Source organism: Mycolicibacterium septicum DSM 44393, assembly GCF_000455325.1.
GTDB classification, from domain to species: domain Bacteria; phylum Actinomycetota; class Actinomycetes; order Mycobacteriales; family Mycobacteriaceae; genus Mycobacterium; species Mycobacterium septicum.
Map to the genome: position 1 here is coordinate 1,681,977 of NZ_HG322951.1, position 13,803 is coordinate 1,695,779.

Genomic DNA, 13,803 nt, shown 5'->3' on the forward strand with positions numbered 1-13,803 from the left:
CCACGGATGTTTCCTCGACAAGCTACACACTCGCCACAGGGCCGTGACCCGACATCATCAGCCCAGAAATCAGATCATGTCGTTCTTGGTGAGCCAGCGCATCACCGGCCAGCCGATGAACACCGGCAACCAGCAGGTCAGCACCCGGTAGAGCAGTACCGCGGGCACCGCGATCCCGGCGGGCACACCGAACGCCGCGAGACCACCGATCAGGGCGGCCTCGACCGCGCCCACACCGCCGGGCGTGGGCGCCGCAGAGGCCAGGGTGCCGCCGACCATGGTCACCACGGTGACGGTGATGAATGAGGTGGTTCCGCCGAACGCCTCCACGCTGGCCCACAGCGCCAGGGCCGCACCGAGGGTCGTGCCCGCGGCGCCCAGCACGATCAGTGCCAGCCGTTGCGGTTCGCGGGCCAGCTTGACCAGGTCGTCGGTGACCTCTTTGAGCTTCGGACGCAACGAGGACGACAGCCAGCGCCGCAGTTTGGGCACCGCCAGGAAGGCCCCGATGAGCCCGAGCGCGAGCCCGGCGATCAGGTAGAGGACGGTCGAGCTCGGGACGAAGTGCGACAGGTCGGCCGAGGCCCCGGCCATGGTGCTGAAGAAGATCAGCAGGATCACGTGCACGATCACCTGCACCGACTGTTGCAGTGCCACCGCTGCGGTGGCGCGTGCCGTGCTCAGCCCGCCCTTCTGCAGGAACCGGGTGCTCAGGGCCAGGCCGCCCACGCCCGCGGGCGTGGTGGTCGCGGCAAAGGTGTTGGCCACCTGCATGATCGAGAGGTTGCGGAAACTCACCAGCCCGTCGGCGCACGCCCACAGCGCGGCCGCCGCACCGACATAGGTCAGCGCCGGGACGGTCAGCCCGAGCAGGGCCCACGACCAGTCCACGGTGCGCAGTTCGGAGAAGAACGTCGGCACCGTGCTGATGAACGGGTAGGCCACGTAGACCAGGGCCACCAGCAGCACCAGCTGGATCACCTGGGTGCGGGTGAACCGGGTGATGGTCTCGGCCTGGATCTGGTCGGCCCCGGTCTGGCGCTTGACCTCGTCGCGCGCGGAGGTCATCACCGCTTTGGCGTCGGGGACGGCGTCGCGCACCCGGGATGGCACCGCGGCCTTGGTGAGTCGGCGCGACGCGGTGAGCACGGTGTCGCGGCCGAACGCGTCGATCGCCGCGGTGACCGCCGCTTTCGGGTCGTACAACGCTGAGGTGGTGACGAGCAGTTGCGCGATGTCGGACTGCAATTGAGCGTCGGTGGCGCCGTACTCGGCGTTGCCGAATCCACCGAACAGCACGGAGCCGTCGTCGACGGTGATCTCCTTGCTGCGCAGGTCTCCGTGGGAGATCTGGTGGTCGTGCAGCATGCGCAGCGCACTCCAGACGCGGCCGACGGTGGTCTCCTCGGTGCTCTGGTCCAGGGGGACGCCGCGTTTGCGGTTGTGCGCGTACAGCGTCCAGCCGCGGTCCAGGCCGGCCACCGACATGGTCGATGTGCTGGCCAGACCGAGGTCGCCGATCGCGATGGCCATCAAGGCCCGGTGCTCGACGGCGCGGCGCATCGAGGTCTGCAGGGGCGCCGTCTCATTGGAGCGCAGCCGCATTTTGCGCCACACCTGACGCACCGCGCCGCCGCTCTGCTGGTTGGGGCCGTACAGCTCGACGACGGCGCTGGAGTCGGGATCCGGTGACTGCGCGATCAGCGTGAGCGGGCCGGCGCCGGCCGGGCGCACCACGTTGAACGCCGAGACGACGAACCCGCGCCGGGCCAGCGCGCGCACCGCGCCGTCGAGCGGGACTTCCAGGGCGGGGGTGCCGACGAGCCACACCACCAGGGCGCCGACGAACCAGCCTGCGGTCAGGCCCAGCAGCGAGCGGGCCGGCACGACGGCGCTGACCACCAGGTGGATCGGGACGAACGCCAGCAGCAGCGTCCACCACCAGCGGCGCAGCCGGCGTGACAGCCACGGCCCGGAGACGGTGAGCACCGCGGCGAGCATGCCGATCCAGCGCGGGTCGTCGAGGAACTGCGACAACTGGGAGCTGAGCCGGTCGGAGAGATCGAAATGCCATCTGGGGGCGGCGATGCCGTTGGCGGTGATCGACAGCGACAGCATGGTGATCAGGGCCGCAGCCGCATAGGCGCCCAGCAGTTTCCACTGCCGCCCCAGGATCAGGCTGACCAGGATCACGAACGGCAGCGCCAGGATCGCGATGCCGTAGGCCAGGTAGACCAGATTGGACTGGGTCGGGGTGAGCACGCCGACGATCCTGGAGATCGACTTCTCCAGGGCCACCCACTCGTAGCGGGTGATCAGCGAGCTGGTGATGACGGTGGCCAGGAAGATCGCGGCCAGAATCAGCCGCAGGATGTCGTTGGTGCGTCGGGTCGGCGGTTGCAGGAGACTGCCGGTGACGGTGATGTCCCGTCCGTCAACGCGCATGTTCCCCCTTTCCCACCCCGTTATCGAGACCCGCTATCAAAGCCCGCGACCAAGGTAGCGGGATCGGAACCCGATATCGGCATTTGGTGCGGATCTGGACCGTTACGAATTCACATCGGTCTCATTTGTCACCGCGGGCGACAATTTTTGCCAGCCCGATGTGATCTGGACCGACGCATGCGGCAAACGTGATGTAACTTCGATCGAATGCCAACGCCGAATTGGCCGCTCCGGAGGAGTTGAACGGTGGATTCGACCCCATTCGGGCACTATCAGCTGCAAAAGCTGATCGGTCGGGGCGGGATGGGCGAGGTTTACCAGGCCTACGATTCCGACACCGATCGCATCGTCGCGCTCAAGGTTCTGCCGCCGCACCTGGCGCAGGACGCGACCTTCCAGGAACGGTTCCGCCGGGAGTCGCACGCCGCGGCGGGGGTGAGCAATCCGCATGTGGTGCCGATCCACGGCTACGGCGAGATCGACGGCCGGCTCTATCTGGACATGCGGCTGATCGAGGGACGCAACCTCGGCGCCATGCTCACCAAGACCGGCAAGCCGTTGGACCCGACCTTCGTGGTCGGCATGGTCGAGCAGGTGGCCGAGGCGCTCGACGGGGCGCATGCGGCCGGGCTGATCCACCGCGACGTCAAGCCGTCGAACATCCTCATCGCCGACAACGACTTCGTGTACCTGATCGATTTCGGCCTGGCCCGCACGGCGGGCGACTCGGGCATGACCACTGCGGGCAGCACCCTGGGGACGCTGGCCTACATGGCGCCGGAGCGGTTCGACGCGGGCAAGGTCGATCCGCGTTCGGACATCTACGCATTGGCGTGCGTGCTCTACGAATGCCTGACGGGGGAGCGGCCGTATCCGTCCGACAGCCTCGAGCAGCAGATCGCCGGGCACATGGTGTCCCCGGCGCCGCGCGCGTCCGACAAGGATCCGCGCCTGGCGGCGTTCGACGAGGTGATTGCCAGGGGCATGGCGAAGAAGCCGTCCAAGCGATATCAGAGTGCCGGTGCCCTGGCCGCGGCGGCGCGGGTCGCTCTGGCGGTGCCGGTGCGCAACACCGGGCGGTCAGGCAGGCATTCGGCGCAACGCGTTCCGACCCGGGTCCGGGTGTCCAAGAAGGTGGCCGCGATCGCGGGCGCGACGGTGGTGGTGGCGGCGCTGGGCGCGGTGGGGGTGTGGCAGCTGCGCGACGACGGTTCGGATCGCGTCGCCAATGCGGTCGGTTCAGCCGGGTCCGGCCCCGTGCAGGCGCCGACGGGTGCCGTCGACGCGATCGCGCGGACGGTGCCGTCGGAGATCCGGGACTCCGGGCGTCTGGTGATCGGCGTCAATGTGCCCTACGCACCCAACGAGTTCAAGAATTCCAGCGGTGAGATCGTCGGGTTCGACATCGATCTGATGAAGGCCGTGACCCGCACCATGGGGTTGGTGCCCGACTTCCGTGAGACCGGGTTCGAGGGGATCCTGCCGTCGGTGCAGGACGGCAACTTCAACGCCGGGATGTCCTCGATCACCGACACCGCCGAGCGCGAGCAGCAGGCCGACTTCGTCACCTATTTCCAGGCGGGCACGCTCTGGGCCCGGCGGGCCGGGACATCGGCCGATCCCGGATCGCCGTGCGGGCTGCGAATCGGCGTGGCGTACAGCACGATTCAGGAGACCCAGGAGATCCCGGCCAAATCCGACGCCTGCGTGGCGGCCGGGCTGCCGCCCATCGAGAAAGTGGTCCGCACCCATCAGGACGAGGTGACGGCCGCGCTGATCGCCGGCGAGGTCGATGCCATGACCGCCGATTCACCCGTCACGGGGTTCGCGATCAAACTCAGCGGCGGCGCGCTGGAGCCGGCCGGTGAGGTGTTCGACTCCGCGCCCTACGGTTGGCCGGTCGCCAAGGGGTCGGGTCTGGGTGAGTCGCTGCGGTTGGCGCTGGAGCACGTGATGAACACCGGCGAGTACCGCACCATCGCCACCATGTGGGGTGTGGAGAAGGGCATGATCACCCAATCGGTGATCAACGGGGCGTTCCAGTAAGGGTTTTCGCGTCTCAGACCGCGTTGCGGCCGGCGATCGCCTTGGCCAGCTGCACCACCTGGCCGTCGGTCAGGTCGGTGCCGGTGATCCGTACATCGACGACGACGTTGTCCACGGCCAGGATCGCGCGGCGGCTGCCCTGCTGGGGGCTGGCCGGTGACTGCTCGTTGGTGACGTCGATGTCGTCGACGACGCTCGGATTGCCGAGCGCGAAGACGCTGGGCCGGCGATTGCCGCCGTAGCTGATCGTCAGGTTGTCCCCGGCGCACTGGCGCCAGGTGTCCACCGTGCGGGTGACGAGAGTTTTTGCGGCCGTGGGGGTGTCGAACGCCGTGACGGCCTGGTCGACTTCGAGGTCGTTGGTCTCGTCGGCGAACAGCGACTCGCGGAACTGCTGGAATCCGCTGTCGCGGTACACCTCGTCCATGGCATTGCCGATCACGGCCAGGCATACCGGACGCGAGGCGTGCTCGTCGGCGTCGAGCCTGGCGGGCTGACGCAGCGCGGTCTTGGGATGCAGGTCCGTCGTGGCCAGGATGGTGTTGAGTTCTGATTCGCTGGCCAACATGCTGCCGAGGACATCGACCTGTGGGCCGGCGTCCTCCTCGGTTTGCTTGGTGCCGCAGCCACTGAGGGCCGAACCTGCCAATGCGATGGCCGCGATGGCCGGTACAACCGCCCGCTTCACGTCCATGTGACCCCCTTGATCCCTGTTTGCTGATCGTAATCGGTCAGTGGGGTCGGGCGCAGCGCTGACGTTTGCGCGGACATCTGCAATCACACGGGTCACAGCGGCACCAGGGAGTACCGGTTTGCGGGCAGGGCAGACCCGCTGCAGTTGACAATGCCTATGGTGCAGCGTTGACTGGTGCTCTGGCCCGGATCCCGCCACTAGGCACAATCGATCCAAGCGCTAGCGGAAAGCAATCAGTTTTCTTGCGGTATAGCGAAATTCGGTTCAGTTCATTCACGTCGGTCTTGACGTGCTCGGAGTAGCCCGAGATGTCGGCCGTGAGCCGAAGCGAGGGCAGTCATCACGCACATCACCGAGCCGAGGGTAATCGGCAACCACGCAGATATGGGACCGTCGGGGCCGAAAGGTGCTGACGATTCGCAAGTTTCAACCGCGGCCCTGACCGCCGTGGAAGTCCGTCGGGCCCAGATCATGTCGGTTTCATCTTGACCGCACCATCCGTTCTGCATGTGCCCGCCGGCCCTACAGCGGTGCGCGTCGATCCCGACCGTCTCAGGGTCGGCATGCTCAGCACGTATCCGCCGACTCCATGCGGTCTGGCGACCTTCAGTGCAGCGCTCGCCGGCGGTTTGTCCGCGACCGGTGCGGAAGTGGGTGTCGTCAGGGTCTCCGATGGTTCGCCATCTGGCGCCGGTCGGGTGGTCGGAGAACTGGTCAACGGATCCGCGGGATCGCTCGCGGCCAGTTCGGATCTGCTCAATCAGAACGACATTGCCGTCATCCAGCACGAGTACGGCATCTACGGGGGATTGGACGGTGACGAGGTTGTCGACATCATCGGTGACCTCGACATCCCGTCGATCGTCGTCGTGCACACCGTCCTCAAAGATCCGACGCCCCACCAGCGTTCACTACTCGAGGTGGTGGCGGCGCTGGCGGACCGGGTCGTCGTGATGTCTGAGTCGGCCCACCGGCGGTTGTGTCTCGGGTACCACGTCGACCGGCACAAAGTCACCACGATCCCGCACGGTGCGGTGGTCCCGGCACCCGTGCAGACCAAGCGCGGCGGCAGGCCCACCCTCTTGACCTGGGGGTTGCTCGGACCAGGAAAGGGTATCGAGCGGGTCATCGACTCGATGGGCGACCTGCATCGGCTCAACGGCCGACCTCGGTACCTGGTAGCCGGCCGGACACACCCAAAGGTGCTCGCCGCCGATGGCGAGGAATACCGTGAGTTCTGTATCGAGAAGGCACGGTCGAGTGGCCTGTCCGACTCGGTGCACTTCGACCCCGGCTACCTCGACGCGTCGTCGCTGAGCGCTCAGCTCCGGGCCGCGGCCGTGGTGGTGCTGCCGTACGACTCGACCGAGCAGGTCACCTCCGGGGTGTTGGTCGACGCGGTCGCACATGGGCGGCCCGTTGTCGCCACCGCCTTTCCGCATGCCGTCGAGCTGCTCGGGAGTGGGGCAGGCATCGCGGTCGAGCATGGGAATCCGGAGGCGCTCACATCCGCCTTGCGCAGCGTGCTCACCCAACCGCGCCTCGCCGGCGCGATGGCCGCCGAGGCGCGTCGGCTGGCGCCCACGATGTCGTGGTCCGTCGTCGCCAATGCGTACCAGTCGGCGGCACGCCAGATCCTGGCCGATCGGTCGAAACGCCGGTGACCGAACTGCCGATTCCCAGGTTCGACCACCTGCTGCGGATGACAGACGGCAGCGGAACCTTCGAACATGCCCGATTGGCTGAACCGAGATCTGAAAATGGTTACTGCACAGACGATATGGCGCGTGTACTGGTCGTCGCCACCCGTGCGCCCGGTCCTGACCGGGACCTGAACCGACTCGCGGGGGTGGCGATGCGCTTCCTCAACGAGGCGCAGACCCTCACCGGCGCTTGCCACAACCGGATGGACAGTACCGGCGCGTGGGTCGACGAACCGGCGCTGGAGGACTCTTGGGGGCGCTGCCTGTGGGGCTTGGGAACCGCCGCTGCGCACAGTGATGTCGGCATGGTCCGCCAGATGGCTGTCGGCCAGTTCAAGCGCGCCGCACAGCAGCGGTCGATATGGCCACGGGCGATGGCGTTCGCCGTTCTGGGAGCGGCTGAGCTGCTCTCCGCCCACCCCGGGCACAGCGCCGCCCACTCACTCATCACCGACTATGTCGCCGGTGTCCCTGCACCCACCGGAAACCCGGACTGGCCCTGGCCCGAACCGAGACTCACCTACGCCAATGCGGTTCTCGCCGAGGCCATGATTGCCGCGGGCGTCGCGGTCGACGACTCGGCGCTGTACAACCGGGGCCTGGACCTGCTGGCATGGCTGGTCGAGCGCGAGACCGCCGACGATCACCTGTCGGTCACGCCCGCCGGTGGCTGGGGCATCGACGACCCTCGGCCGGGATTCGACCAGCAACCGATCGAGGTGGCCGCACTGGCAGACGCGTGTGCCCGCGCCGCTGCTGTCGATCCGAGCGCCATCTGGCCAGAAACCGTGCGGGCCGCTGCCGCCTGGTTCCAGGGTGCCAACGATGTCGGCGAGTTGATGTGGGACCCCGAGACCGGTGGCGGATTCGACGGGTTGCACGCCGACGGGGTGAACCGCAACCAGGGTGCCGAGTCGACACTGGCGGCGCTCTCGACTTTTCTTCAGGCGCAACGCTTTTCCCATGCCACCCCATGACATCGACCCGGCAGGTAGCCCTCACGCGCAGTCCGCAGTGGTTGAGAGCTGACCATTCGCGGGTGATCACGCAGCTGTTCGTGCCGGGCCAGGAGGGTTTCGAACATCAGGAATCCCGGGCGGGCAAGGTTCTCACGCGGATCCTGGATCTGGACGAGACTCAGGTGCAGGCGGCGCTGGACGACGTCCTTCTCAGATACGGTGATCGCCACCGCGGACTCACCGACACATTTCGGCGCCACGCCGCCGAACTGGCTGACCGGCTCGCTTCCGGGTCGAAGCTGTCCGAGCCTCGCATGTTGCTGCTTGGCGCGGTGTTCACCAACGAATACGCGATCGAGGGTGCTGCACTGTGCAACCCCAGCATCGTCGTGCATCCCGATCAGTCCGGAACCGCCACGGGCAGTGTGCGATTCGTGATGAGTGTGCGGGGTATCGGCGAGGGGCACCGGTCGTCGATCGGCTTCCGGACCGGCACTGTCGATGCTGCCGGCCGCGCCGTGGTCGACGACCCGGTACCGTTCGCCTCCGTCGGTGCAACCGTGCCGACGCTGCACGAAGCGGATGTGTTCCGCAGCGAATTGGCCTGGCTGCACGGTGGCGGCGAGGCGTCCGACTATGTGCTCGATGCGCTCGGGGATCGGTTCACCCGTGCCGACCTGGATGAGCGGCTCGAGCAGTTGCAAAGACATCGCAGCACGCGCCGGCATGCACCGGCGACGATCGCGTCGATCCGCGCTATCGCGGACCGCGCGTACGGGGTCGAGTTCTCGAGTGATACCGCACTTTCCGAACGTGTGCTGTGGCCCGCTACGAGCGCCGAGGCCGCCGGGATGGAGGATGCGCGTTTCGTGCGTTTCGTCGACGACGACGGTGCGGTCACGTTCTACGCGACCTACACCGCCTACAGCGGCTCGCAGATCAGCCAACAGCTTCTCGCGACCACCGATTTCCGGTCGTTCACCTCGGTGCCGATGGTCGGACGGGCCGCCGCGAACAAGGGACTTGCCCTGTTTCCGCGCCGGATCCGTGGACGATTCGCGGCCATGTCGCGATCCGACCGGGAAACGAACACGATCGCCTACTCGGACCACCCGGCGGTATGGACGAGCTCGTCGCCGTGCCAGCAGCCGACGCAACCCTGGGAAGCGCTTCAGCTGGGAAACTGCGGTCCACCCATCGAGACCGAGGATGGATGGCTGGTGCTCACTCACGGCGTCGGACCGATGCGCACCTACCGGATCGGGGCCATCCTGCTCGACCTGGACGATCCGACCCGGATTCTCGGTCGGCTCGCCGAACCCCTGCTGAGCGCGGCGGACGACGAACGCGACGGCTACGTGCCCAATGTCGTGTACTCCTGCGGCGCGTTCGTGCACGCCGGCACCTTGGTACTGCCGTTCGGGGTCGGTGACGCCGCAATCCGCATCGCCACCGTTCCCCTGCCTGAACTGCTGGGCGCATTACGCCCGTAGCGAAGCATGGGCACCGGTCATCGGTGCCCGACCTGGTGTGGTGGCAGGGATCCCTGTCACCACCTAGGCTGAAAGCACTTTCACCCAGGTGGCCCGGACCATGCCGCCGTACACAGACGGACCGGGAATTCTGACAATCAGAGATATCGCGGCATACGCCAAGTTGAGCGGCGCGGACATCGACGCGATCGGTGCCGAGCTCGACACCATCCGCAGCGACATCGAGGAGTCGCTGGGGGCGAGGGACGCCGCCTACATTCGGCGCACCATCGTGTTCCAGCGGGCGCTGGAGGTGGCCGCACGGCTGCTGATCGCAGGCACCCGGTCGAAGTCCGGCCTGCTGGCCGGCACGGCTGCGCTGGCCTACGCGAAATCCGTTGAGAACATGGAAATCGGGCACAACGTCGGCCATGGCCAGTGGGACTGGATGAACGATCCCGAGATCCACTCCGCCACCTGGGAGTGGGACATGGTGGGCCCGTCGGCGCAGTGGCGCTACTCGCACAATTACCACCATCACGTGTTCAGCAACGTGCTGGGCGTGGACGACGACCTCGGCTTCGGCATCCTGCGGATGAGCCGTGACCAGCAATGGGAACCTCAGCACCTCGTGCAGCCGTTGCGAAATATTTTGTTGGCCATGATCTTTGAGTGGGGAATCGCCCTGCACGACTTCTACTCCGCCCGGGACCGGGCGGAGACAGAAGACGGCAAGGACGCCGCCCGGCAGCTGCTGCGTGCCAAGATCGGCCGCCAGCTCACCAAGGACTTCATCGTCCTGCCGGCGCTGAGCGGGCGGCGCTGGAAGCGGACCCTTGGCGCGAATCTGGGCGCGAACGTGCTGCGCAACCTGTGGGCCTATCTGGTCATCTTCTGCGGGCATTTCCCCGACGGCGCGGAGCGGTTCGACCCGGAGACGCTGCAGGAGGAGAGCCGCGGCGAGTGGTACCTGCGGCAGATGCTGGGTGCGGCGAACTTCAAAGCCGGTCCGGTGCTGGCCTTTTCAAGTGGAAACCTGTGCTACCAGATCGAGCACCACCTGTTCCCCGACCTGCCCAGCAACCGTCTGGCAGAAGTGAGCGTGCAGGTGCGCGAAGTGTGCGAGAAATACAACCTGCCCTACACCAGCGGACCTCTGGCCCGGCAGTATCTGCAGACTCTGCGGACGATCTTCAAACTCGCCGTGCCCAATGCGGGGTGGCGATCACTGTTCCGAGCTGCGCCACCCATCTGACCGGGATCCCAGAAGGGAACATTGCTTCCAACGTCCCTGTGCCGTTGGTGGTCGAACAGGGAGAAGCTGTCGATCAGCGGGTGGCGCGCCCTGTACCCCCAGTACACGCCGTTATGGGAGCTGTGTCAACGGTGCCGGGTAGTCAGTTGTAATCCCTTGCGGTGCAGTCTGTTTCTGCTGTTTCAGGCAGCGCTGGTCAGACCCGTTCAGTGCCATTCGGCGATGGGGCGGAAATGCCGCAGGCCGAGGCGAATTGCGCGGGGTTGAGACCGTCGGCGGAGTTCATGTCGCAGTTGCCGAAAGGTGGTGCACCCTGCGGCAATCCGGGGCTGAACCCCCCTCCGTCGGTGTACTGGTGGGCGACCTTGCCGGGATAGTCGGGATTGCTGCCGTAGGCCGCGATGATGAGCCTGATGCCAGTGGGTTTGGTGCGCCACATGTTGTTCAGGTCGCCGACGTTGCCGTATCCGATGATGCGGGCCCGGGTGCCGGTGTACTCGGCCAGGTTCCAGTACAGCCGGTTGATCCAATCCGACCCGTCACCGCGGGGGTTGCCGCCCTGTTCGACGTCGAGCATGAGCGTGACGCGGGGGTGCAGGCCGCCGTTGGCCTCGATCATCGAGCGCACGGTGTCGGCGTTGGCCTGCCAATTGGGCCGGCAATAGGTGTAGACGATGCCGAACACCAGCCGCCCGGTATCCAGCGCGTCGCGCATCCAGGCGTAGTTGGCCGCGAAATTGCGATCCCGGTAGGTGCCGTCACTGACCCGGATCGACAGCACCTGGTAGGGATAGCTGTCGTCGACCGTGCGTTGCCACTCGGAGACGTCGGCGAACAACGTGTCGGTGATGACGGCTGCGCTGCGCACGATCCACCGGGAACGCAGGGTCCTCGGCCCTGGGATCCTTCGTTTCACAGCGTGGCCGGCCATGGTCGTCGTTCTCGCACTCCCCTGACCAGCGTAGTTGGTCAGAGCGCATTGCGTCCGGCGATGATCTTCGCCAGCTGGACCGTCTGCCGGTCGGTGACGTCGTAACCGCTGATCCGCAGGTCGACCACGAAGTTGTCGACGGCCAGTATCGCGCGGTGGGTGAGGCGGTCGGCGACATCCAGCGGTACGTCGTTGGTGATGTCGACACCGTCGAGCGCGGTCGGGACGCCCATCCGGCGGGCGTCCTGCGTCCCGCCGCCGTTGTAGCTGAAGGTCAGGGTGTCGTCGCCGCAGCGGCGCCAGATGTCGACGGTGCGGTCGACCATGGCCTGAGCCACTTTGGGGTTGTCGAATCGGGAGATCGCCTGGTCGACCTCGACGTCGTCGGCGTCGTCGGCGAGCTGGGTTTCACGGAAAGCCCGGTAGCCGCTGTCGCGGTAGACCCACTCCATCCCATTGCCGATGACGACGATGCACTCTGGGCGGGAGATGGGCTCATAGTTGGCATTGGTCATCGGGCTGCGCAGCGCGGTCTTCGGCCGGACCTGGGCGTGCATCACGGTGTTGATCTCGGACTCGCTGGCCATCATGCTGCCCAGGACATCAACCTGTGGGCCGCCCGAATCGGGGACGGTGGGGGTGCAGGCGGCGAGCAGGGCCGCGCACAACGCCGAGCCGGCCACCTTGAGATCGATGCCCATCAGGACCCCCTTGGATCTGTTTGCTGATCCTAACCGCGTGTGCGGGTCGCGTCAGACGGCATTTCGGTGACCAGCGGGTGACATCTGGTCCGTTCCCCCGATCGGGGGACACGAGGTTCGTCCGGTGGATAGGCCGGTCGGTCGATACAGCCGCGGGCCGGATCGGCGCATTCTTATTTCAACGCCGGAACACACCGGAGAAAACACCAAAAGCCTTATCCGACAAAGGAGTCGACATGAGCACCATCACTCGCCGCATCGCCGCCGGTTTCACCCTCTCCGCCGCCCCCGCGTTGATCGCCCTGGGCGCCGCCACCGCTCACGCCGACGCCTCCGTCGCCAACACCGGCCCGTCGGTCAGCTCGCACCAGGCCTTCCCGAACCAGCACAACATGCCGCAGCCCGGGTCCGCGACCCATCACCACCACCAGCGCAACCACGCCAAGTAAGCCTGGGGGAGGCAGGGCCCGGACGCAGCCAGCGTCCGGGCCACTGGCGTCTTCCGCTCCACCGGCGCTCTGCGGCTCGTAGGGTGGAGGAATGGTGGGGTTACCTCCGGGGCCACCGTTGCCCCGGTCGGTGCAGGGCGTGTTGATGTTGCGGTACTGGCCGCGATTCGTGTCGGCCTGCCGACGCCGCTACGGCGATGTGTTCACGGTGCGGGTCCCGGCGATGGGCACCATGGTGTACCTGGCAGATCCCGCCGACATCAAGGTGGTGTTCGCCGGGGATCCGACGATCTTCCATGCCGGGGAAGCGAATTCGGTGCTGAGTTCCCTGCTCGGGGACAGCTCGGTGCTGGTGATCGACGAGGATGAGCACCACGAGCGCCGCCGCCAGATGCTGCCGGCGTTCCACCGCGACGCCGTGGCCCGCCAGACCGAGATCATGACCGAGATCGCCGCCGCCAACATCGCGGACTGGCCGGTGGGCACCACCTTCCCGGCCGCGCCGAAGATGGCCGAGATAACCCTTGAGGTGATCCTGCGGACCGTGATCGGGGCGTCGGATCCGGCCCGGCTGGCCGCCTTGCGGTCGGTGATGCCGCGGCTGCTCAGCGTCGGCCCGTGGGAGACGCTGGCCCTGGCCAGCCCCGACCTGCAGCGCCGGCGTCCCTGGCGGGCCCTGCAGCGCAACGTCGAGGAGGCCGACCGGCTGCTGTCCGCCGAGATCGCTGATCGGCGGGCCGACCCGGAGGTCGCGACCCGCACCGATGTGCTGGCCATGCTGGTCCGTTCGGCCAACGAGGGCGGGCACACCATGACCGACCGTGAGCTGCGCGATCAGCTGATGACGCTGCTCGTCGCCGGGCATGAGACGACCGCGACCGCACTGTCATGGGCGCTGGAGCGCTTGACCCGTCATCCCGCGGTGCTGGACAAGGCGGTGCGGGCTGCGCGCGCCGGCGACGACGACTACCTCGACGCCGTGGCCAAGGAGACGCTGCGGATCCGGCCGGTGGTGTTCGACGTCGGCCGGGTACTCAAGCGGCCGGTCGAGCTGGCCGGCCACCGGCTGCCCGCCGGGGTGATGGTGGCGCCGGGCATCGGGCTGGTCCACGAGAGCGACGACATCTATCCCGACGCCGACCGGTTCG

General features: G+C 67.0%; 11 protein-coding genes. 7 read left to right on the plus strand and 4 right to left on the minus strand.

Annotated elements, in window-relative coordinates; genetic code table 11:
• Positions 1-69: 69 nt before the first annotated feature.
• Positions 70-2,445 (minus strand): lysylphosphatidylglycerol synthase transmembrane domain-containing protein, encoded by a 2,376-nt coding sequence (locus tag TX88_RS07890; protein ID WP_044515897.1) that lies wholly within the window; start codon positions 2,443-2,445, stop codon positions 70-72.
• Between the two features lie 246 nt (positions 2,446-2,691).
• Here TX88_RS07890 and stpK7 point away from each other — a divergent pair, with 246 nt between their 5' ends.
• A complete protein-coding gene (stpK7, locus tag TX88_RS07895) occupies positions 2,692-4,491 on the plus strand; it encodes a serine/threonine protein kinase StpK7 (protein ID WP_044515899.1) in 1,800 nt (599 codons plus the stop codon).
• 13 nt (positions 4,492-4,504) lie between these two features.
• Here stpK7 and TX88_RS07900 read toward each other — a convergent pair whose 3' ends face one another.
• On the minus strand, positions 4,505-5,185 hold the full coding sequence (locus TX88_RS07900; protein WP_044515900.1) for a sensor domain-containing protein: 681 nt from the start codon (positions 5,183-5,185) through the stop codon (positions 4,505-4,507).
• A 485-nt stretch (positions 5,186-5,670) separates the two neighbouring features.
• On the opposite strand from TX88_RS07900, the gene TX88_RS07905 reads away from it, so the two are divergent.
• The 4 genes from TX88_RS07905 to TX88_RS07920 all read left to right on the plus strand — a co-directional run bounded on the left by TX88_RS07905 (position 5,671) and on the right by TX88_RS07920 (position 10,574).
• Complete coding sequence (locus tag TX88_RS07905; RefSeq protein ID WP_044515902.1) at positions 5,671-6,849, plus strand: glycosyltransferase; 1,179 nt, start codon at positions 5,671-5,673, stop codon at positions 6,847-6,849.
• A 38-nt stretch (positions 6,850-6,887) separates the two neighbouring features.
• Positions 6,888-7,865 carry a hypothetical protein gene (locus TX88_RS07910; RefSeq protein WP_044519193.1) on the plus strand — a complete coding sequence of 326 codons (978 nt, stop codon included), beginning with the start codon at positions 6,888-6,890 and terminating at the stop codon, positions 7,863-7,865.
• The gene (locus TX88_RS07915; protein ID WP_044515904.1) at positions 7,862-9,340 is read left to right on the plus strand and encodes a glycoside hydrolase family 130 protein; all 1,479 of its coding nucleotides are present in this window, start codon (positions 7,862-7,864) and stop codon (positions 9,338-9,340) included. Before TX88_RS07910 ends, TX88_RS07915 begins: the two co-directional genes overlap by 4 nt.
• Positions 9,341-9,470: 130 nt before the next feature.
• Positions 9,471-10,574, plus strand: a complete 1,104-nt coding sequence (locus tag TX88_RS07920; protein WP_044519194.1) for a fatty acid desaturase family protein — start codon at positions 9,471-9,473, stop codon at positions 10,572-10,574.
• A 196-nt stretch (positions 10,575-10,770) separates the two neighbouring features.
• On the opposite strand, the gene TX88_RS07925 is transcribed toward TX88_RS07920, so the two are convergent.
• Together TX88_RS07925 and TX88_RS07930 are read right to left on the minus strand one after the other, a co-directional pair.
• A complete protein-coding gene (locus tag TX88_RS07925; RefSeq protein WP_244438384.1) occupies positions 10,771-11,442 on the minus strand; it encodes a glycoside hydrolase family 25 domain-containing protein in 672 nt (223 codons plus the stop codon).
• A gap of 101 nt (positions 11,443-11,543) precedes the next feature.
• The gene (locus TX88_RS07930; RefSeq protein ID WP_044515905.1) at positions 11,544-12,206 is read right to left on the minus strand and encodes a sensor domain-containing protein; all 663 of its coding nucleotides are present in this window, start codon (positions 12,204-12,206) and stop codon (positions 11,544-11,546) included.
• Positions 12,207-12,442: 236 nt separating this feature from the next.
• On the opposite strand from TX88_RS07930, the gene TX88_RS07935 reads away from it, so the two are divergent.
• Entirely contained in the window at positions 12,443-12,655 is a 213-nt protein-coding gene (locus tag TX88_RS07935) for a hypothetical protein (RefSeq protein WP_044515907.1), read from the plus strand.
• Positions 12,656-12,746: 91 nt separating this feature from the next.
• On the plus strand, positions 12,747-13,803 hold a 1,057-nt coding region (locus tag TX88_RS07940), incomplete at its 3' end, for a cytochrome P450 (RefSeq protein ID WP_044515908.1).

What these genes read in the sequence shown, in the direction of transcription:
- TX88_RS07910 (WP_044519193.1), top strand. Translation starts at nt 6,888, where the DNA reads ATGACAGACGGCAGCGGAACCTTCGAACATGCCCGATTGGCTGAACCG.
- TX88_RS07900 (WP_044515900.1), bottom strand. Translation starts at nt 5,185, where the DNA reads ATGGACGTGAAGCGGGCGGTTGTACCGGCCATCGCGGCCATCGCATTG.
- TX88_RS07890 (WP_044515897.1), bottom strand. Translation starts at nt 2,445, where the DNA reads ATGCGCGTTGACGGACGGGACATCACCGTCACCGGCAGTCTCCTGCAA.
- TX88_RS07915 (WP_044515904.1), top strand. Translation starts at nt 7,862, where the DNA reads ATGACATCGACCCGGCAGGTAGCCCTCACGCGCAGTCCGCAGTGGTTG.
- TX88_RS07935 (WP_044515907.1), top strand. Translation starts at nt 12,443, where the DNA reads ATGAGCACCATCACTCGCCGCATCGCCGCCGGTTTCACCCTCTCCGCC.
- TX88_RS07930 (WP_044515905.1), bottom strand. Translation starts at nt 12,206, where the DNA reads ATGGGCATCGATCTCAAGGTGGCCGGCTCGGCGTTGTGCGCGGCCCTG.